This window comes from Trujillonella endophytica, from assembly GCF_900110555.1.
In the GTDB taxonomy this organism is placed as follows: Bacteria; Actinomycetota; Actinomycetes; order Mycobacteriales; family Geodermatophilaceae; genus Trujillonella; species Trujillonella endophytica.
In genome coordinates, this window is record NZ_FOEE01000009.1 from 40098 (window position 1) to 59252 (window position 19155).

A 19155-nucleotide genomic window follows, 5' to 3' on the forward strand; every position below is an offset into this window, starting at 1 on the left:
CCCTGCGGATCGTCAGCGGCCGGCTTCGGCGATCACCAGGCGGGAGATCACGTTGCGCTGGATCTCGCTGGTGCCCTCGCCGATCTCGAGGATCTTGGCGTCGGAGTAGAAGCGGGAGATCGGCGACTCGAGCATCCAGCCGTAGCCGCCGTGGATCTGGACGCTGGCGCTCGCGACCCGGTTCGCGACCTCGGAGGCGTAGAGCTTCGCCATGGCCGCCTCCTTGCGGTTCGGGAGCTTCTGGTCGGCCAGCCAGGCCGCGCGGTAGACCATCCACCGGGCCGCCTCCACCTCGGTCGCCATGTCGGCGATCTTGTGCTGGATGGCCTGGAAGGAGCCGATGTGCTTGCCGAACTGCTTGCGCTGGCCGGCGTACCGGACGGCGAGCTCGAGGGCGGCCTGCGCGAGGGACAGCCCGAGCGCGGCGACGCTGACCCGGCCCGGGTCGAGGGCGGTGAGGAACTGGCTCAGCCCGTTGACCGGGTCACCGACCAGGTGGTCGTCGCTCACGAAGCAATCGGTGAAGGTCAGCTCGCGGGTGTCCAGGGCGTGCCAGCCGAGCTTCCGCAGCGGGGCGCCCATGCCGTAGCCGGGGGTGCCGGTGGGCACGAAGAAGGCGCCGAACTGCTTGCGCCCCTCGGGCCCCACCCCGGTCTGGGCCAGCACGGTCACGCCGAGGGTCATGGGGGTGCCGGCGTTGCTGATGAAGATCTTCGCCCCGTCGAGGACCCAGCCCCCGTCGACGCGCTTCGCGCGGGTCGAGATGCCGGCGGCGTCCGACCCGGCGTCGGGCTCCGTGAGCCCGAAGGCGGCGATCTTCTCGCCTGCGGCCAGGGGTCGCAGCCAGTTCTCCTTCTGCTGCTCGGTACCGAAGAGCGCCAGCGGCAGCGAGGCGATGGTGGAGTGGGCGTTCCACGCCGCGGCCACCGACTGGTCGGCCCGGCCGATCTCCTCCATCACGGCGACGTAGGCCACCATGCCGGCGTCCATCCCGCCCCACTCCTCGGGCAGGAGCATGCCCATGAGGCCCAGGTCACCGAGCTTGCGGAAGACCGCCACGGGGAACTCCCCGCGCTCGGACCACCCCGCGGCGTGCGGCGCGATCTCCTTGTCCGCGAAGTCGCGGACCATCTTCTTCAGGGCCACGATCTCGGGGTCCAGGGAGAAGTCCATCAGATCTCCTGCGGGGTGAGCAGCACCTTGACGTGCTGGTTGGGCGAGGAGAGCTCCTCGAGGGTGGCGGCACCGTCGGCCAGCGGCCGGACGCCGGTGATCAGCGGCGCCGGGTCGATGTGCCCGGAGGCCATCAGGCCCAGGACCCGCGGGATGTCGAAGTTGTAGCCCAGCGAGCCGACCAGCTGCCGCTCGTAGAGCACGATCTGGCGCAGGTCGATGGCCAGTTCGGACGGCGAGATGCCGGCGATGGCCATGCGGCCGCCGCGGCGCAGCGAACGCACGCCCAGGTCGATGGCCTCGGGCCGGCCCGTGCCGTCGATGACCGCGTCGGGCCCGATCCGGCCGGTGCCGGTGAAGACCTCCTTGCGCACGTCGTCGGTGGTCGGGTCGAAGACCGCCGTCGCCCCCATCGACCGGGCGATCTCGGCCCGGGCGGGGTTGGGCTCGCTGACGAAGACGGTGGCCGCGCCGGCCACCCGCGCGCCGATCAGCGCCGCCAGCCCGATCGGGCCGGCGCCGAGCACGAGGACGTGGTCGCCCGGCCCGACCTGTGCCCGCATCGCGGCGTGCAGCCCGACGGCGAGCGGCTCGGCGAGCGCGGCGTGCTGGTCGGAGACGCCGTCGGGGATCGCGTGCAGCTCGATCAGCGGCACGCGCACCAGCGGGGCCAGGCCGCCGTCGGCCGCCAGCCCGATCGAGCCGCCCTTCGCGCAGATGTGGTACTCGCCGCGCAGGCACCACCGGCAGACGCCGCAGCGCAGGCAGGGGTCGGCCACGACGCGGCTGCCGACGGCGATCCCGGGGACCTCGCCGTCCATCGCGACGACCCGGCCGCTGAACTCGTGACCCAGGGTGATCGGCGGCCGCGCACCGCTCAGGGGGTGCGCGCCCGGCCGGATCATGACCGGGCCGTGGGTGTACTCGTGGACATCGGTGCCGCAGAGGCCGCAGAAGGCCACCTCGACCAGCGCCGTGCCCGGGAGCAGCTGCGGTTCCTCGACCTCGTCCAGCCGGACGTCGCGGGCGGCGTGCCAGCGCAGTGCCTCCACAGTCGCACCTCTCCTCGTCGGGACCGCTCCGTCGCGGTCCACGCCAGTCCGCCGCGCGTGGCGCTCAGCGGAGTGAGTAGCCGCCGTCCACCGTGAGGGTCGCCCCGGTCACGTAGGCCGAGGACCCCGACGCCAGGTACAGGTACATGCCGGCCAGGTCGGCCGCATTCCCCCACCGCCCGAGCGCGGTGTGCGCCACGATGCCCTGCTCGCGCTCGGCGTCGCGGTGCCAGTGGCGCCCCAGGCCGGTGTCGAACCACCCGAGGGCCACGGTGTTCACGGTGATCGCCCGCGGGCCCAGCTCCTGGGCCAGCGACTGCACCAGCGCCTGCACCCCGCTCTTGGAGGCGGAGTACGCGCCGAGCCCGCCCAGTGGGCGGTCGCCGAGGACGGAGCCGGTCACGATGATGCGACCGCCCTCCCCCATCACCGCGGCGGCCGCGCGGGCGCCGAGAAAGGTCCCCGTCAGGTTGACGTCCACGATCTCGCGCCACGCGTCGGGTTCCATGTCGAGCACGGAGGTGAACTCCGGCGAGACACCCGCGTTGGCGATCCAGACGTCGAGACCGCCGAAGCGCTCCACCATGCCGCGGGCGACGGACTCGTTGAAGGCGGAGTCCCGGACGTCGCCCGCGCAGACGAGCGCCTCGCCGTCGAGGGAGGCAGCCACCTTCTGCAGCGCGTCCTCGGAGCGGGCGACCAGGCCCACCGAGGCGCCGGCGGCGTCGAAGGCCTCCGCCAGCAGGCGGCCGAGGCCGCGCCCGGCACCCGTGATGACCACGCGCCGACCCGCCACATCGCCCCAGCCGGGGATCACCGCGTAGGTTTGACCGGTCGGTACAGACACAGCGCGAAACTAACACAGGACGCGGAGGACCCGACAGTGACCAGCACGCCGCAGACCGCCCCGGTGACACTCCGGCCACACCCCGCCGACGGGCGGCTGGCGGTCCTCCGCCTCGACCGCGCGCCCGTGAACGCGCTCGACCAGGCGATGTGGGACCTGCTCGCCGCGGCCGCCGCGGAGTTGCACGACCCGGGCTCCCCCTACCGGGCCGTCGTGATCACCGGCGGCCCGAAGCACTTCGCGGCGGGCGCGGACATCCGGGAGATGGTCGACCTGACCCCCGAGGAGTTCGACCGGCGCAACCGCGTGCTCCAGGGGGCCTTCCACGGCCTGGCGACGGCGCCGCAGATCGTGCTCGCGGCCGTCAACGGCTACGCGCTCGGCGGCGGCTGCGAGCTGGCCCTCGCGGCCGACTTCCGCGTCGCCGGGAGCCGGACGGTGCTGGGTCTGCCCGAGGTGACGCTCGGCATCATGCCCGGCTCGGGCGGGACCCAGCGGCTCGCGCACGTCGTCGGCCTGCCCCGCGCGAAGGACCTCGTCCTGTCCGGCCGCCGCGTCGCCGCCGAGGAGGCGCTCGCGATCGGGCTTGTGGACCGGGTGGTGGACGACGCCGAGGTGTTCGACAGCGCCGTCGAGCAGGCGCTGGGCTTCGCCCGCGGCCCCCTCGCCCTCCGGCACGCGAAGCGGGCGCTCGACGCCAGCGTGGCGCTTCCCATCGAGGCCGGCCTGGCCCTGGAGGCCGATCTGATCGCGGCGTGCTTCGGCAGCGAGGACGCCCAGCGGGGGCTCCGCAGCTTCCTGGCGGACGGGCCCGGCAAGGCCTCGTTCACCGGCCGGTGAGCACCCCCCTCCCATTGTGTGTATCGACCGGTCTGCCTAGCGTGGCCGGGATTGCGGTCCACTGATCCATCGACGGCGTACGGCAGGAGTTCCAGATGAGCACGTTCAGCTTCGAGGGCCGAGTGGCGGTCGTCAGCGGCGCCGGTCGCGGGATCGGCCGGGGCTACGCGCGCCTGCTGGCCGCGCGCGGCGCGAAGGTCGTCGTCAACGACCTCGGCGGGTCGATCGAGGGCGACGGCACCGACGCCGGACCGGCCCAGACCGTCGTCGACGAGATCGTGGCCGCGGGTGGCGAGGCGGTCGCCGACACCTCCGACGTGTCCACCGCCGCCGGCGGCGAGACGATCGTCGCCACCGCGGTGGAGCGCTTCGGTCGCATCGACGCCCTGGTCAACAACGCCGGCATCATCCGGTGGGCCGGCCTCCCCGAGGTCGATCTCGACAACCTCGAGCGCCACCTGGCCGTCCACCTCGCCGGGTCCTTCAACACGATGCGGGCGGCCTGGCCGCACTTCGTCGAGCAGCAGTACGGCCGCGTCGTGCACACCACGTCGACCGGCCTGCTCGGCCTGCCGAACAACCTCGGGTACGCCGCGGCGAAGGCCGGGACGATCGGCATGGCCCGCAGCGCGAAGCTCGCGGGCGCCCCGCACGGGATCAAGGTCAACTGCATCGCGCCGGCGGCCATGACCCGGATGGGCGGCGGCGACCCGCTGGGCGAGGAGGCCCCGCGCCGGGCCGGGCAGCCGTACATGCCCTCGGACGCGGTGGCGCCCCTGGTGGCCTACCTCGCCCACGAGGACTGCCCGGTCAGCGGCGAGGTCTACGTCGCCGGCGCGGGCCGCTACTCCCGGCTCTTCATCGCCTCGACCGAGGGCTGGCTGCACGACGCGGAGGGCACCGCGACGGTGGAGGACGTCGCCGCCAACTTCGCGGCGATCAACGACGAGTCCGGCTACTACGTGCCCGCCGATCTGATGGCGTGGTCGGGCGCCTTCCTCAAGCACCAGCTGGGCTGAGGCGCCGCCCGCTCCGGCCTGACCCGGCCGGAGCGGGCCCCGCGGATCAGGACGCGACGTCGGCCGGGTCGCGCAGGGACTCCAGGAGGGCGCGGCCGCGCGCGAGGTCGTCGGCGTCGTCGCCCGCGTCGGCGGGTGCCGAGGCGATGCCGTCGAGGAAGATCCGGCAGTAGAACGCCGCCAGGCCCTCCACCGTCAGGTCCCGCCGCCCGCCGAGCCACTGGTACGTGTAGTTGTGCAGGTTGAGGAACGCCAGGGTGGCGAGCTCGAGGTCCTCGGCCTGGACCAGACCCTGCTCCTGCCCCTCGGCCAGCGCATCCCGCACGCGCTGCTCGAACCGCTGGCGCTTGGCGCGGAACAGCGTCCGCGGCTCCCCCTGCAACTGCTGGTACTCGTGCAGGAAGACCCAGACGTGGTCGCGCCGGTGGAGGATCTGCCAGAGCAGGGACTCCGACAGCAGCCGCAGCCGCGCGCGGAAGCCCACCTCGAGCGAGGCGAGCGCCGCGGCCTCGGTGAGCAGCGGGTCCATGACCCGGTCGTGGATCTCGGCGAGCAGCGCTTCCTTGGAGCCGATGTAGTAGTACAGCGCTCCCCGGGCCAGGCCGGCCGCGTCACCGATGTCGGCGACGCCGGTGCTCGCGTACCCGTTCTTGGAGAACAGTTCGACCGCCACGTCGATGACGTGCTCGCGCTTGCGGTGGTAGCGCATGGTCTTCGCGCGCTCGCTACCAGGTGTGGACATCTCACCGATCCTCGAAGCCGGACGCCGCGACCGGGGAACGGAGGTCAGACCCTCGGCGGTCGGCGGCACCGCGAGCGTCACGCTACACATCGTGCCGGGCGTCCCGGGCGACCGTGCGGGGTCCTCACCCTGGAGGAGGAGGCGATGCCGCCCCGCCCCGGTGAGGACCCCGCCGGCGTCACACGGTGGCGACCGGCGTCAGCGGGGACCCCTGGGTCCCGGGCAGCCGCAGCGGCGGCGCGGTGAGCAGGAAGCGGCTCCGCTCGTTCTCCCGCAGCCACGCCGCCAGGTCGTTCAGGTACCAGAGCTCACCCAGCGGCACCCCGAGCTTGAACAGGCACAGGTGGTGGATGGGCAGCAGGGTGTGCGGCTCGGGCTTGCGCGCCGCCCACCCCTCGACGGCGTAGTTGTCGGCCACCAGCGCCGAGATCCCGGAGTCGGCGATCCACTCGAGCAGGGCCGGGTCGTCGCCGTCCAGGTAGGAGTGCATCGCCTGGATCCGGCTCGCGTCCGGGTTCCCGCCCCACTCCATGACCTGGGTGGCGAAGCCGGTGTGCAGCAGCAGCATGTCGCCGGGCTCCACGACCACCTTGTCGGCCGCCATGATCTCCTGCAGCGTCTTCAGGTTCACCGGCTGCCAGTCGTCGCCCAGGTGGTGGCGCAGGTCGATCAGCACGCCCCGGCCCTGGACGCCGTGCGCGGCCATGTGCTCGAGGCCGAGGTGGCGGGCGAAGCTCAGGCTGCCGCTGCCGTCACCCTTCGCGTCCTCCTTCGGGCCGACGATGTCGTCACCGGCGCGGTAGCCGTTGTAGTAGACGGCCTCGGGGACCCCGTCGCCGTCGGCGTCGAACTCCGCGCCCTGGTGGGCCAGCGCGTCCCACTGGGTCGAGTACTGCAGCCACAGCGTCACGACGTCGTCGGACCAGACGTCGATGTAGTGCTTGCTGATCGACTCGCGCGCGACGACGTTGTAGAAGACGTCCTGCTTGTGCTGCAGGTCCTCGGTGGGCCGCAGGATCGGCGGGTAGCGCCGCTGGTTCAGCGCCGAACCGCCGGGCAGGTCCAGCGGCAGGCTCAGGCTGAACGTCCGGCCTTCCCGGACCTCGCGGACCCCCTGGAGGACCTTCTCCGAGGTGAGCAGGTTGATCCGCCCCAACTCGTCGTCCTCGCCCCAGTCACCCCAGGTCGAACCGGGCGGACGTTGCTGCCACCGCTTGGCCATTCGGCGCTCCTCGTGGTCGGGACCGTCCGCAGTGACGGCCCCTCCGATAGTATGGATTCCTGTACCGATCGGTCAATGAAGCGGAGGGCCCCATGGCCGGAGTCGACAAGGCGTCGGTCGACGCCGGGGTGCGCGCCGCGATCGCGGCCCTGAGCCGGGCGCAGGACGCCGGCCGGCCGGACGACCTGGTCGCGCTGTACACCGCGGACGCGACCCTGGAACTGCCGGGAGCGGACCCCGTCGTCGGCGCCGCCGCGCTGCGCGAGGCCTTCGCCGCCTGGGCACCCAAGGTGCCGCAGTTGCACCTGGTCGGCAACGTCGTCGTCACCCCGGGCGGCCCCGACGAGGCGACGGCGGTCAGCGACGTGGCGATGATGCAGCGCGGCGAGTCCGGCTGGGCCGTCCGGATCGTCGGCCGGTACCGGGACACGTTCCTCCTGCAGGGCGACGGCTGGCGCCTGCACCGGCGCAGCACCACGTTCTCCGCCTGACCGCACCGCCCGCTCCCCCATCCGCACCAGCACCGGAGGATCCGTGACCCTGCCCCCCGACCCGTCGGTCTCGGCCGCCGTGCACAACGCGGTCGCCGCCTACGCGCACGCGCTGGACGCCGGGCGCACCGAGGACCTGGCCGCCCTGTTCACCCCCGACGGCGTCGCCGAGGTGGTCGGCTCCGCGCTGTACGAGGGCCGCGACGCCATCCGCGAGGGCTACGCGGCCTTCGCCCCGACCGCGCCGCAGTTGCACCTCGTGGGCAACACGGCGATCACGTCGTGGTCGCAGGACGCCGCGACGGCCGTCAGCGACCTGGCGTTCCTGCGCCGCGGCAAGGGCGGCTGGAGCGTCCAGCTGACCGGCCGGTACGACGACACGCTGCGCCGCACCGACGAGGGCTGGCTGTTCACCCGCCGGGTCCTGACCCTCGCGCCCTGACCCGCACACCCTGACCCGCACACCCTGACCCGCACACCCTGACGGGGCCGGCGACCCGGCCCCGTCAGGGGCGTCGCGGTCAGGCGGCGGGGACCTGCAGCTTCGAGAAGGTCAGCGTGGGGAACCCGGTCTCGGCGTCCCGCGCCATCATCTTGCGCAGCGTCGGGCGCCCCGTCGGGTTCAGCAGCTGCCGCACCGGCTTGCCGGGGATGTTGCCGCCGTAGAAGTAGCTGCTGTCCAGGAACGACGACATCCGCGAGCTGTCGTTCATCATCGCGGTCCACTGCTCCTCGGCGGCGTCGTCGACCTCCACGACGTCCTGCCCGTGCTCCCGCGCGTGCAGCAGGACGTCCATCACGTAGTCGACCTGGTCCCCGGCGTAGCGCGGGTTGTTGCCGAGCGCGCCGTGCGGACCGCCGGGGAAGAAGAAGTTCGGGAAGCCCGCCGTCATGATGCCGAGATAGGTGCGCGGCCCGTCGGCCCAGTGCTCCTCCAGGGCCAGGCCCTGGCGCCCGCGGACGCCGAGGCGGTTCAGCGCGCCGGTGCCGAAGTCGTACCCCGTCGCCCAGATGATGACGTCGTACTCCCGGTGACCCTCACTGGTCTCGATCCCCGTCTCGGTGATCCGCAGGATCGGCGTCTCGCGCAGGGAGACCAGGTCGACGTTCGGGTTGTTGTAGGCCTCGTAGTAGCCCGTGCCGAACGGCGGACGGCGGCCGCCGTAGCCGCTGTCCTTGGGGATGAGCCGCTCCGCGGTTACCGGATCGGAGACGATGGCGCGGATCTTCGCCGCCATGAACTCGCACCACTCACGGTTGACCTCGGGGTTGAAGAGGAGGTCGATGTAGCTCTCGGTGAGCTTGCGGAACCCGGAGCTCGCCCACATCTGCTCGAAGAGCTCCTGCCACTGCTCCCGGGTGTCCTCGGTCGACTTGCGGCCGGTCGACGTGTGCAGGAACCCGCTGGGCGAGGCGTCCAGCGCCGCGACGATCTCGGCGAAGCGGGCCTTCAGGTCGGCATGCTCCTCCGGCGGGATGGGCCGGTTGTTCAGCGGTGTCACCCAGTCGGCGTTCATCTGGTAGACGGTCAGGTTCGCGACCTCGTCGGCGATCGCCGGAACGATCTGCACGCCGCTGGAGCCGGTGCCGATCTGCGCGACCCGCAGGCCGCGGAAGTCGACGGACTCCTTGGGCCAGAGGCCGGTGTGGAGCTGCCGGCCGCGGAAGGCCTCCCGGCCCTCGATCGCCGGGATGAAGGGCACCGAGAGGTTGCCGCTCGCGGCCACCACGTAGCGGGCGCGCCAGGTGCGGCCGTCCTGGGTCCCGACGGTGGAGATGCCCGTCGCCTCGTCGAAGACCACCGAGGTCACCTTGGCGCCGAACTCGATGTGCCGGCGCATGTCGCACCGGTCGAGGACGAAGTCGAAGTACCCCTCGATCTCGGGCTGGCCCGCGTACTGCTCGGACCACTCCCACTCCTGCCACAGCTCCTCGGAGAAGAGGAAGCCGTAGGACCAGCTCTCGGAGTCGAAGCGGGCCCCCGGGTAGCGGTTCCAGTGCCACACGCCACCCGGGCCGTCCGCGGCCTCGAGGAGGGTCACCGAGTAGCCGGCCTCCCGGGCGCGCCACAGCTGGTAGATGCCGGTCACGCCGGCACCGATGACGAGGACGTCGACCGGAGCCCCTGCCGTCGCGCCGTCCTCTTCCGTTCCCGACGCCATCGACGGTCCCGTCATCTGTCCTCCGCTCTCGAGCCGCCCCTGCGCCGCGGCGGCACGATCTTGTCGGTCGACAGTGTTTCGACCGATCGGTCCAAAGCCAGATTAGGGCAGAGCGTCCTCCGCGGGCAACGGGCGCCGCCGCGGGATGCCGGGCGACCGGACGTTGCCTGTACCGACCGCTTGTTCTAATTTCAGCTGACCGCTCGATCGCCCAGCCCTCCGGCCACCCCGAGGGGCGGCGACGCGCGTTCCCGTCCGCACCGGGGATCGCGCGGCCGGCCCCCGATATCCCTACAGACGAGGAGCGGACATGTCGCTGAACGGAAAGGTCGCGGTCGTCACCGGCGGCGCGCGCGGCATCGGACGGGCGATCGCCCTCGTGCTCGCCCGGCACGGTGCCGCGGTCGCGGTCTGGGACCTCGACCTCGCCGGGGCCGAGGAGGCCGCCGCCGAGATCCGCGCGGCCGGCGGAACCGCCGTCGCCGTCGGCGGCGACGCCGCCGAGGCGTCCTCCGTCCGCGCCGCCGCCGAGCGGACGCGTGCCGAGCTGGGCCCGGTCACCGTGCTCGTGAACAACGCCGGGATCAACGAGACCGCACGGTTCACCGAGCTGGCCGAGGACGCCTGGGACCGGGTGATCCGGATCAATCTGAAGGGCCCCTTCCTCGTCACCCAGGCGCTCGTCCCCGACATGCTCGAGGCCGGCTGGGGACGCATCGTCAACATCTCGTCCTCGTCCGCCCAGACCGGATCGCCCAACATGGCGCACTACGTGTCGTCCAAGGGCGGGGTGATCGGACTGACCAAGGCGCTGGCGATGGAGTACGTCGCCAAGGGCATCACCGTCAACCACGTGCCGCCGGGCTTCATCGACACCCCGCTCACCCGGGAGACGCTCGGCGACGTCGCCGCCGTCGCCAAGATGATGCCGATGAAGCGGGCCGGCACCCCGGAGGACGTCGCGCACGCCGTGGCGTACCTGGCCTCGGAGGAGGCCGGCTACGTGACCGGCCAGACGCTCAGCCCCAACGGCGGCCGGTACCTGGTCTGAGCTCGAGCACATCCGGGGGGCCTCCCCGTCGTCAGTCAGCGCAACGAAGCGAGGAGAGACATGGACGAGAGCACCCCCCGACCGATCCGCGTGGTCCAGTGGGCGACCGGCAACATCGGCTCGCGCGCCCTGCGCGCCGTGATCGAGCACCCCGAGCTGGAGCTCGCGGGCGTCTACGTCACGAACCCGGACAAGGTGGGCCGGGACGCCGGCACGCTCGCGGGCACCGGCGTCACGACGGGCGTGCTGGCCACCGGTGACGCGGACGCGATCGTGGCCCTGGACGCCGACGTGGCGCTGTACATGCCGTTGCGGTGCGACTTCGACGAGGTCTGCCGGCTGCTCGCGGCCGGCCTGGACGTCGTCACCACGCGCGGGGAGTTCCACCACCCGGCGAGCCTGGACCCGGACGTGCGCGCCCGCGTCGAGCGGGCCTGCGCGGAGGGCGGCACCTCGATCCACGCCACGGGGAGCAGTCCCGGCTTCATCACCGAGGCCATCCCCCTGGTGCTGACGTCGATCGCGCGCCGGCTCGACCACCTCTCCATCGACGAGTACGCCGACCTCTCCCGGCGGAACTCACCCGGCCTGGTCTTCGACATCATGGGCTTCGGAAAGCGGCCGGAGGAGCTGGGCAGGAAGCGGGCCGCGCACCTCGCGGCCGCCTTCGGCCCCTCCCTGCGCGTGACCGCCGAGGCCCTCGGTCTGCCGCTGGACGCCGTCGAGGCCACCGAGGAGCTCGCGCTCGCCACGCGGGACGTGCAGATCGCCGCCGGGCCGGTCCCCGCGGGCACCGTCGCCGGTCAGCGCACCGTCATCTCCGGGATGCGCAACGGCGTCGAGCTGATCCGGTTCCGGGCCAACTGGATCGTCACGACCGACATCGACGCCGACTGGGACATGCAGGCCACCGGCTGGCGGGTCCAGGTGGCCGGCGACACCCCGCTCGACGTCCGGCTCGAGTTCGCCGTCCCGCTGGAGCGGATGGCCGAGTACTCCCCCGGCTACACCGCCCACCGCGCCGTCAACGCCATCGCGGCGGTGCGCGCCGCCGCACCGGGGATCCGGACCAGCATGGACCTGCCGCAGGTGGTCGCGCGGCTCGGGGACCCGCCGATCAGCGACGCCGAGGCGGCGGAGCTCTCCGGGCTGGTGACCGCGGGCGCCCAGGACCCGAACTTCCTCCCGATGGAGGCCGACCGGATGGCCGGGGAGACCGCGGCGAACGCCGCCCACGAGCACGACGCCGAGGACGCCGCGGGGCTGGTGGGCACGCCCAGCCACGATCCGAACTTCCTCCCCGTCGAGACCGGGCGGGTCGTCGGTGAGGACGACGCCGGGGACCTGGCACGGTCGTGAGCGACGACCTGGGGACGCCGTTCCTGAGGCTGGAGCGCGAGGGACCGATCGCCTGGTGCGTGATCGACCGCCCCGCGGCGCGCAACGCCCTCACGTCGGCCATGTACTACGGCATCAAGCGGGCGGTGTACCTGGTCAACGGCGACCCCGACCTGGCCGCCCTCGTCATCACGGGGACCGGCGACGTCTTCGCTCCCGGCGGCGACCTGGGCGGGGGGTCGGACGCCGGTGAGCAGCCCGTGGCGGCGCTGGGGCCGGACACGCTGCCCTTCCTGGCCGTCCGCGACAGCCGGGCGCCGGTGATCGCCGCGGTCAACGGAATCTGCCAGGGCGGCGGCCTGCTCATCGCGATGATGGCCGACATCGCCGTCGCCAGCGATCGGGCCACCTTCCGCGCGCCGGAACTGCTGCGCGGGATCGTGGACGCCACGTTCGCCGCGACGCTGCCCGCGCACGTCGGCGTGGCCGTCGCCCGCGATCTGCTGCTCTCGGCGCGGCGCCTCGACGCGGCCGAGGCCCAGCGGCTCGGGATCATCTCCCGCGTCGTCCCGCACGACGGGCTGCGGGAGGCCGCACTGTCAGCCGCCGCCGAGGTCCTGCGGACCGCCCCCGGGGCACGGGCCCAGACCAAGCGGATGCTCAACGAGCACTACCGGCCCATCGACTACCCCACGATGTTCGCCGCGCTCGAGGAGTCGCCCGAGCCGCGCGAGGGGATGCGGGCCTTCATGGAGAAGCGCCCGCCGGCCTGGGTTCCCCCGGACCTGCCGGCCTGATCGCCGTCCCCGGGACGTCCGCACCGATCGGTGCGGACGTCCCGGGCCGGCTCAGCCCAGGGCCGGCGTCGCGGCGTCGGAGTCCGCGCGGTCGTGCGGCGTGAAGCCGGCGCTCGCGGCCCAGGCCGGGTCCCCGCTCGGGTCCATGGGCTCGATACCCGACTCGATGGCCTTGATCTGCAGCGCCATGAACTTCGAGTAGTACCGCGCCATCCGGATGAACCCGGTGCCGAACCAGAGCCCGGGCTGGGCCGACCGGCGCCAGGTGTTCGCGTACTCGCCGTCCGCCGCGCGTCCGTAGGCCTTGTCGATCCTCGCCGCCGCCGTGCCGAGGGTGGGCCGGATGGACGCCCACAGCCAGTCGTAGCCCGTGGCGAAGACGATGAGGTCGAGCTGCATCTCGGACCCGTCGCTGAAGACGCCGGTCCGCCCGTCCTTGATCTCGACGAGCTCCACGCCCTGCTTGAGGCCGATCTTCCCCTCCGCGATCAGCTGGGCCGCACCGATGTTGATGTGGTAGCTGTCCTTGCCGACCGCGATGGAGCCGTAGATCCCCCCGCCGTCGGCGCCCCAGTCCAGCTTGAAGCCGCGGGCCACGAGCGCGTCGAGTAGCTCCTGGTCCTCCTTGGCTGCCAGCTTCACCAGCTTCTTCTGCAGCTCGTCCGACAGCGCGTTCGGGAGCGCGTAGGCCATCTGGTCGGCGTAGTCCGGGGGCACGGTGGTGTCCTCGTGGAACAGCCCGGCCCAGATCTTGTGGTAGGTCGGAAAGTCCACGACGTAGGTGGAGCTGCGCTGCAGCATGGTCACGTCGGTGCCGTGCTCGGCGAGGTCGTGGGCGATCTCGTGGCCGCTCACGCCGGCCCCGATGACGAGGGCGGTCTTGCCCGGGAAGCGGTCGCCGTCCTGGAACGCGTCGGAGTGCGTGTACACGCCGGTGAAGGTCTCCAGCCCCTTGATCGCCGGAATCCTGGGGTTGCCGTACAGGCCGGCGGCGACGACGAAGTGCCGCGGGTGCAGCTCGCGGATCGACCCGTCCTCCCGGCGGACACGGACCGTCCACCGCTGCGCCACCTCGTCGTAGTGCGCGTTGACGAACGTGGTCGAGGTCCAGACGTTCAGGTCCAGCAGCGTCACGTAGGACTCGAGGAAGTCGGCGAACTTGTCCTTGGGCGTGTGCTCGGTCCAGGTGGGCGGCAGCGGCAGGTAGGGCAGGTGGTCGCCGTACACGCTGCTGTGCAGCGCGAGCGAGGCGTAGCGCTTGCGCCAGGTGTCCCCGACCCGGGCCTCCCGGTCGATGACCAGCGTGGGCACGTCCAGCGCCTGCAGCCGCGCGGCGATCGACAGCCCGTTGTGCCCGGCGCCGAGCACCAGCACCGCCGGGTCGGAGTCCTCGAACGCCAGCTCCTTGCGCCGGTCGGCGCTCCAGCGCGTGCGGTTGGGAACGGTGCCGTGCACCTTGCCGATCGGACGGTGGTGCCGGATCCGCTCGGGATGCCCCTGCAGCCCGTCCACCTGGGACTGGAACACCGTCGCCAGCGGACGCCCCGTCGCCGTGCTCAGCCGGACGTGCCCCCGGTCGAGCCGGTCCCTGGTGGTGAAGTCGAAGAAGGCGGCGACCTCGCCGTTGAACTCGAAGGGCGGCTGGTCGGTGTTCAGCGTGAACCCGCGGGCATCCGCGGCCTTCGCCAGCTCCAACAGGCGCGGCACCAGCTCGTCACGGCCGATCTTGTGGCTGAAGTCCCAGGTGAAGGCCATGAAGTCGCGCCAGGAGGCGTCCTCGACGAACAGGACCTCGAGGTCGGGCGCCGAGCCCCGCTCGAGTGCGTCCGCGAAGGCCGCGAGCCACTCGGCGGCGACCGTCGCCGCGGCTTCGGTAGATGCGGCCGGCGCGGGGGCGCCCTGGGTGGTCTCCTGCAGGGTGTCGGTCACGATCGGTGTCCTCCGGACGGGTTCTCGGTCTCGGTTCGGGGAGCGGCGCCCGCCGTCGGGGCGGGGCAGTCGCAGGGTCTGGCGGGAGGGGTCACGGGGTGCCTGCCGGCGCCACGGCCGCGCGGTCGCGGACCGCCGCCCGCCCGGCGTAGAGGCCCCACACGCCCGCTACCGCGAGCGTCGCCCCGGCGCCGCCGTAGACCATGCCGGCCGGGCTCGCCATGGCATTGCCGGCCGCGTACAGGCCGCGGATGACGTCGCCGTCCACGTCGAGGACGCGCCCCTCGCGGTCGGTCCGCGGACCGCCCTTGGTGCCCAGCGCGGAGATCGCCACCTCCACGGCGTAGAAGGGGCCGGTCTCCACCGGCCCGAGCGTCGCGAACGGCGACTCGGGGTCGCCCATCCGGCCGCCGGGGAAGCGGTCGAAGGCGCTCTCGCCCCGGCCGAAGTCCGGGTCGACGCCGGCGCGGGCGTGCTCGTTGAACCGCTCGACCGTCGCCCGGAGCTCGTCCGCCGGCACACCGAGCGCCCCGGCCAGCTCCTCGAGCGTTCCGGCGCGGGTCACCCAGTCCGGCAGCTCGCCGCCCGGCGGGAGCCCGAAGACGCCGAACCGGTCGACGGTGGATCGGTCGAACACCATGTAGGCCGGGACGTTGAGGTAGTCGAGCTTGGACTCGTCCAACCGGTGGAAGGCGCCGCCGATGGCGTTGTAGTTCGCGGCCTCGTTGGCGAACCGGCGGCCGTAGCGGTTGACCATGATGGCGCCGGGCAGGGCCCGCTCCCGCGAGGCGAGCAGGCCGTTGGGTCCGCCGTCCCGGCGCGTGCCGGGGTACAGCACGATCGGCGACCACCAGGCCTCGCGCATGTTGCCCAGCTGAGCGCCCAGGCGCATCGCCATGCGCAGACCGTCGCCGGAGTCGGTCGGCGCACCGAACGGCTCGGTGAGCGGCCCGCGCAGGAAGTCGCGGACCAGGGCGCGGTCGTACTCGAAGCCGCCCGTGGCGAGGACCACCGCGCCGGCGTGCACCTCCTGCGCGCCGTCGGCCGTCTCGATCTCGACGCCGGTGACGGCGCCGCCGTCGGTGAGCAGCCGCAGGCCCCGGCTGCCGGTCGCGACATGGACGCCGCGCTCCAGGCAGGCGCGCAGCAGGCCACCCACGAGGGCCCGGCCCAGGCCCTCGATCCGCGCCTCCTCGCGCTCGGCGAGCACCTCGGGGGTCAGGAACCCGGTGCCGCCGCCCAGGGGGGACTCGGCGATCAGCATCCGGCGCACGTCGCCGGCGATGCGGTCGACCCACTCCTCCATGCCCACGAAGGAGAAGAAGTCCGGCTCGATCGACCGGCCCCCGCCGGGCATGCCGCCCGGGTGCTCGGGGTGGTAGTCGGGATAGCCCTCGACCAATCGCAGCCGGAGCTCGGTGTTCGCCTCGAGGAAGTCGACGAACTGCGGCCCGCCATCGACCAGCGCCTCGGCGAGCTCGGGGAGGATCAGCCCGTTCGACAGGCTGGCCAGGTACTCCAGGCCCCGCTCGCGGGAGTCCTCGACACCGGCCGCGCGCGCCGGCTGGTTGTTGGGGAACCAGATGGTCCCGCCGGAGAGGGCGGTCGTCCCCCCGAGCAGCTCGGCCTTCTCGTACAGGGCGACGGTGCCGCCCTCCACCGCCGCGGCGAGCGCCGCGGTCAGCCCCGCCGCTCCTGATCCGAGGACCACCACGTCGTAGGTCTGTCGCATCGCACGCCTCACCACTCTGGGGATTCGCGACGTCGAGAGAGTGCCGTCGGGCCCGTCATCGGGCTCGCTCCGCCATCCCGGCATCGTTCACATGTTGCACAGCACTGTTCGTAGATAGCTACAGGGAGACTAGGCAGGGGCTCCGCCGCCCGCAAGGGGCCCGGGGGTGCCGCGGTCCCGGCCGGCTTCCGTGCCCCGATCCGACCACCGGCCGGATCGGGGCACGGAGCTCAGTCGTCGTCCTCGCCGGCCAGGCTCAGGGCCCCGGTCGGGCACGCCGAGATCGCGTCCCGGACCTCTTCCTCCGTGCCGCCGTCCGGGTCGAGGACGAACGCGATCGTCGACTCGTCCTGGGCAAAGGTCTTCGGCGCGTAGATGGTGCACTGACCCGACCCCATGCACAGGTCGCGGTTCACGCGGATGTCGAGGGCCACGGTGCCATTCCTCGCTGACGTCGTCACTGGGTGAACTGGAGGTGCAGGTTCATCAGGCCACGGAACATGTACGTCGGCATGTACTGGTAGCGACGGGCGCCGGCCGGGCCGTGGTGGGACTCCGAGACGGCGATGTCCGTCGTCCGGTCGAACAGCCGCTCGATCGAGATCCGTACCTCCGAGCGGGCCAGCGGCGCCCCCGGGCAGGTGTGCACGCCGTGCCCGAACGCCACGTGCCGGCGGACGTTGGGACGGTCGGGGCGGAACTCCATCGGGTCCTCGAACTGGCGAGGATCGCGGTTGGCCGCCCCGTGCAGCAGCAGGATCCGCATGCCGGCCTTGAGCTCCACGCCACCGAGGGTCGTCGTCTTGCGGACCAGGCGGAAGGCGCCCTTGATCGGCCCCTCGGTGCGGAGCACCTCCTCGAGGAACCGGGGGATCAGCGCCCGGTCGGCACGCAGTGCCTTCTGCAGCTCCGGGTCGTCGCCGATGATCTGGAGGGCCGTGCCCAGCAGGCGGACGGTCGTCTCCTGGCCGGCGGCGAAGAGGTTGGACGCGATGCGCGCGACCTCCAGCGGCTCCGGCAGGGTGCCGTCGGGGAAGGTCGCGGTGGCCATGCCGGTCAGCACGTCCTCGCGCGGCTCCCGGCGGCGCTCCTCGATCCGCTCGACGAAGTAGTCGTAGAGGGGGGCGAGCGAGTGGTGGGCCGACCGCTCGTGCAGGTCACCGTCGCCCAGCGAGTTCTGCCCCATCCCGGCCAGCTCCAGCAGGTGGGCGTGGTCGGACTCGGGGACCCCGAGCAGGTCGGCGATGATCAGCAGCGTGTACGGCTGGGCGTAGTCGTCGATGTACTCGCACCCGCCCCGGGGGAGGATCACGTCGAGCTGGCGGTCGGTCTGCCGCCAGATGAACTCCTCGTTCTGCTGCAACCGCTTCGGGGTGATGAGCCCCATCAGCAGCGCCCGGTGCGCCGTGTGCTTGGGCGGGTCGAACGTGACGAGCTGGTCCCCCTGCGGCCAGGAGTCGCGGTACCGCTCCACGAGCGCGGTGATGTCGTCGCCGGCGACCTCGACGTCGGCCGGGAACGGCGAGGAGGGCCCCATGACGAGGTTGGCCGAGGAGAAGGTGTCCGTGTCCCGCCAGACGGTGAGCGCCTCCTCGAACCCCGTGACGATGGCGCAGCCGTGCCGCTGGTCGACGAACACCGGCGCCTGGCGGACCAGGATGTCGTAGTAGGGGTACGGGTCGAGCGCCGTGGCCTTGTCGGTGAAGTGGTCGATCGAGCTCACGTCGGTCATGCGTCGGCTCCAGTCAGGCAGTTCCGGGTCTGTGGGGTGGGAAGGACGGTCGGAGCGGTCCCCGGTGCTCCGGCGCGGGTCATGGGATGCGCTCGGCCGGGAAGCCCTCGGCCCCGGCGTCGAGCTCGACGTCGAAGTTCTCGAGGGCCATTCCCAGCGCGTCGTAGGCGGCGACGGTGAAGACGATGTCCATCATCTGCCGCCGGTCGAAGTGCTCGCACAGGGCCGCCCAGACGTCGTCGCCGATGCGGCGGTTCTCGCACAGCTGGTCGACGGCGCGGAGGACGAGGGCGTCGACGCTGCCCCAGAGCGGCGCGTCGGGGCCGACGTCCAGGGCGGCGATCTCGTCGTCGCTCATCCCCGCCGTCCGTGCCATGCGCACGTGCTGGGCCCACTCGTACTCGCTACGGCGCAGCCACGCCGTCCGGACGGTGATCATCTCGCGGACGCGATCGGTCAGTGTCGACCGGAAGAGGTGGTTGTTGAACACGAACCAGCTCTTCATCAGCGCCGGGTGATGGCTGAGCACGCCGATGAGGTTGGACGTCCCGGCTCCCCGCCGGGCCGGCGTCGACTCCCGCGGCGGCGCGGAGTCCGGCGGAGCCGGCTCGGCGGGCGCGCCGTTCTCCGCCGGCGGCCGCGGCTTGCGCGGCGGCCGCAGGACCGACAGGGCGTCGAGCACGTCGGCGTCCCACTCCTCCGCCGGGAGCGGGGGGATACGGCCGTCGCTCACGCGCCCCTCCCTCTGCCCCGGCGGTCGCCCGCCGGGCCTGATGCGCTCGTCCGAGCTGCCACGACCTCGCCCCACATCTACGTCGATGTGCGCCCCCGGACAGCGGGGCTGTCGACGGGGCGGCTTTTCAGTACCGACCGGTTGGTCCAAAACAATCTCGCAGACGGGCCGGGCACCGTCAAGGCGCCGCCCGCCCGCCCCCGCCGACGCGCCGGTGCCGCCATCCACCCGCCCCCGGGGCGGTGGCGGACCGGGCCCGGCCACGGCCCCCGGACATGGCGAACCGCCCCGGACC

General features: G+C 72.7%; 18 protein-coding genes. 7 read left to right on the forward strand and 11 right to left on the reverse strand.

Translation table 11 applies throughout. The features are described from left to right. Window positions 1-12: 12 nt before the first annotated feature. The 3 genes from BMY88_RS14770 to BMY88_RS14780 form a co-directional block, all read right to left on the reverse strand. Complete coding sequence (locus BMY88_RS14770) at window positions 13-1173, reverse strand: acyl-CoA dehydrogenase family protein (protein ID WP_091944890.1); 1161 nt, start codon at window positions 1171-1173, stop codon at window positions 13-15. Beyond that, window positions 1173-2225 carry a zinc-binding dehydrogenase gene (locus BMY88_RS14775; RefSeq protein WP_211435668.1) on the reverse strand — a complete coding sequence of 351 codons (1053 nt, stop codon included), beginning with the start codon at window positions 2223-2225 and terminating at the stop codon, window positions 1173-1175. The genes BMY88_RS14770 and BMY88_RS14775 overlap by 1 nt, the downstream gene beginning before the upstream one ends. A 64-nt stretch (window positions 2226-2289) precedes the next feature. Next, window positions 2290-3006 carry an SDR family NAD(P)-dependent oxidoreductase gene (locus BMY88_RS14780; protein WP_211435669.1) on the reverse strand — a complete coding sequence of 239 codons (717 nt, stop codon included), beginning with the start codon at window positions 3004-3006 and terminating at the stop codon, window positions 2290-2292. Window positions 3007-3108: 102 nt separating this feature from the next. Here BMY88_RS14780 and BMY88_RS14785 point away from each other — a divergent pair, with 102 nt between their 5' ends. Then, on the forward strand, window positions 3109-3912 hold the full coding sequence (locus tag BMY88_RS14785; protein ID WP_244524699.1) for an enoyl-CoA hydratase/isomerase family protein: 804 nt from the start codon (window positions 3109-3111) through the stop codon (window positions 3910-3912). A 95-nt stretch (window positions 3913-4007) separates the two neighbouring features. Next, a complete protein-coding gene (locus BMY88_RS14790; protein WP_091944896.1) occupies window positions 4008-4931 on the forward strand; it encodes an SDR family NAD(P)-dependent oxidoreductase in 924 nt (307 codons plus the stop codon). 46 nt (window positions 4932-4977) lie between these two features. Here BMY88_RS14790 and BMY88_RS14795 read toward each other — a convergent pair whose 3' ends face one another. Both BMY88_RS14795 and BMY88_RS14800 read right to left on the reverse strand, forming a co-directional pair. Beyond that, the gene (locus tag BMY88_RS14795; protein ID WP_170861123.1) at window positions 4978-5673 is read right to left on the reverse strand and encodes a TetR/AcrR family transcriptional regulator; all 696 of its coding nucleotides are present in this window, start codon (window positions 5671-5673) and stop codon (window positions 4978-4980) included. A gap of 178 nt (window positions 5674-5851) precedes the next feature. After that, window positions 5852-6895, reverse strand: coding sequence for a cyclase family protein (locus BMY88_RS14800; RefSeq protein ID WP_091944902.1), 1044 nt, complete (start codon window positions 6893-6895; stop codon window positions 5852-5854). A gap of 92 nt (window positions 6896-6987) precedes the next feature. Here BMY88_RS14800 and BMY88_RS14805 point away from each other — a divergent pair, with 92 nt between their 5' ends. After that, window positions 6988-7386, forward strand: a complete 399-nt coding sequence (locus BMY88_RS14805) for a nuclear transport factor 2 family protein (RefSeq protein ID WP_091944905.1) — start codon at window positions 6988-6990, stop codon at window positions 7384-7386. 43 nt (window positions 7387-7429) lie between these two features. After that, window positions 7430-7828, forward strand: coding sequence for a nuclear transport factor 2 family protein (locus BMY88_RS14810; protein WP_091944908.1), 399 nt, complete (start codon window positions 7430-7432; stop codon window positions 7826-7828). A 79-nt stretch (window positions 7829-7907) separates the two neighbouring features. Here the strand turns inward: BMY88_RS14810 and BMY88_RS14815 are convergent, their stop codons facing one another. Then, a complete protein-coding gene (locus BMY88_RS14815) occupies window positions 7908-9563 on the reverse strand; it encodes a flavin-containing monooxygenase (RefSeq protein ID WP_211435670.1) in 1656 nt (551 codons plus the stop codon). Window positions 9564-9858: 295 nt separating this feature from the next. Here BMY88_RS14815 and BMY88_RS14820 point away from each other — a divergent pair, with 295 nt between their 5' ends. The 3 genes from BMY88_RS14820 to BMY88_RS14830 are packed head-to-tail and all read left to right on the forward strand — an operon-like array spanning window position 9859 to window position 12734. Then, window positions 9859-10599 (forward strand): SDR family NAD(P)-dependent oxidoreductase, encoded by a 741-nt coding sequence (locus BMY88_RS14820; protein WP_091944914.1) that lies wholly within the window; start codon window positions 9859-9861, stop codon window positions 10597-10599. Between the two features lie 60 nt (window positions 10600-10659). Beyond that, a complete protein-coding gene (locus BMY88_RS14825; RefSeq protein WP_139220488.1) occupies window positions 10660-11958 on the forward strand; it encodes an NAD(P)H-dependent amine dehydrogenase family protein in 1299 nt (432 codons plus the stop codon). After that, entirely contained in the window at window positions 11955-12734 is a 780-nt protein-coding gene (locus tag BMY88_RS14830; RefSeq protein WP_091944917.1) for an enoyl-CoA hydratase/isomerase family protein, read from the forward strand. Before BMY88_RS14825 ends, BMY88_RS14830 begins: the two co-directional genes overlap by 4 nt. 51 nt (window positions 12735-12785) lie before the next feature. Here the strand turns inward: BMY88_RS14830 and BMY88_RS14835 are convergent, their stop codons facing one another. From BMY88_RS14835 to BMY88_RS14855, 5 genes are all read right to left on the reverse strand, one after another. Beyond that, entirely contained in the window at window positions 12786-14663 is a 1878-nt protein-coding gene (locus tag BMY88_RS14835) for a flavin-containing monooxygenase (protein ID WP_091944921.1), read from the reverse strand. Window positions 14664-14754: 91 nt separating this feature from the next. After that, complete coding sequence (locus tag BMY88_RS14840; protein WP_091944925.1) at window positions 14755-16395, reverse strand: FAD-dependent oxidoreductase; 1641 nt, start codon at window positions 16393-16395, stop codon at window positions 14755-14757. A gap of 230 nt (window positions 16396-16625) precedes the next feature. Next, window positions 16626-16829, reverse strand: a complete 204-nt coding sequence (locus BMY88_RS14845) for a ferredoxin (protein ID WP_091944928.1) — start codon at window positions 16827-16829, stop codon at window positions 16626-16628. A 23-nt stretch (window positions 16830-16852) separates the two neighbouring features. Next, a complete protein-coding gene (locus tag BMY88_RS14850; RefSeq protein ID WP_091944931.1) occupies window positions 16853-18127 on the reverse strand; it encodes a cytochrome P450 in 1275 nt (424 codons plus the stop codon). A gap of 79 nt (window positions 18128-18206) precedes the next feature. Continuing rightward, entirely contained in the window at window positions 18207-18860 is a 654-nt protein-coding gene (locus tag BMY88_RS14855; RefSeq protein ID WP_091944934.1) for a carboxymuconolactone decarboxylase family protein, read from the reverse strand. Between the last annotated feature and the right edge of the window lie 295 nt (window positions 18861-19155).

What these genes read in the sequence shown, in the direction of transcription:
- BMY88_RS14850 (WP_091944931.1), bottom strand. Translation starts at nt 18,127, where the DNA reads ATGACCGACGTGAGCTCGATCGACCACTTCACCGACAAGGCCACGGCG.
- BMY88_RS14805 (WP_091944905.1), top strand. Translation starts at nt 6,988, where the DNA reads ATGGCCGGAGTCGACAAGGCGTCGGTCGACGCCGGGGTGCGCGCCGCG.
- BMY88_RS14815 (WP_211435670.1), bottom strand. Translation starts at nt 9,563, where the DNA reads ATGACGGGACCGTCGATGGCGTCGGGAACGGAAGAGGACGGCGCGACG.
- BMY88_RS14800 (WP_091944902.1), bottom strand. Translation starts at nt 6,895, where the DNA reads ATGGCCAAGCGGTGGCAGCAACGTCCGCCCGGTTCGACCTGGGGTGAC.
- BMY88_RS14820 (WP_091944914.1), top strand. Translation starts at nt 9,859, where the DNA reads ATGTCGCTGAACGGAAAGGTCGCGGTCGTCACCGGCGGCGCGCGCGGC.
- BMY88_RS14825 (WP_139220488.1), top strand. Translation starts at nt 10,660, where the DNA reads ATGGACGAGAGCACCCCCCGACCGATCCGCGTGGTCCAGTGGGCGACC.
- BMY88_RS14790 (WP_091944896.1), top strand. Translation starts at nt 4,008, where the DNA reads ATGAGCACGTTCAGCTTCGAGGGCCGAGTGGCGGTCGTCAGCGGCGCC.
- BMY88_RS14770 (WP_091944890.1), bottom strand. Translation starts at nt 1,173, where the DNA reads ATGGACTTCTCCCTGGACCCCGAGATCGTGGCCCTGAAGAAGATGGTC.
- BMY88_RS14795 (WP_170861123.1), bottom strand. Translation starts at nt 5,673, where the DNA reads ATGTCCACACCTGGTAGCGAGCGCGCGAAGACCATGCGCTACCACCGC.
- BMY88_RS14840 (WP_091944925.1), bottom strand. Translation starts at nt 16,395, where the DNA reads ATGCGACAGACCTACGACGTGGTGGTCCTCGGATCAGGAGCGGCGGGG.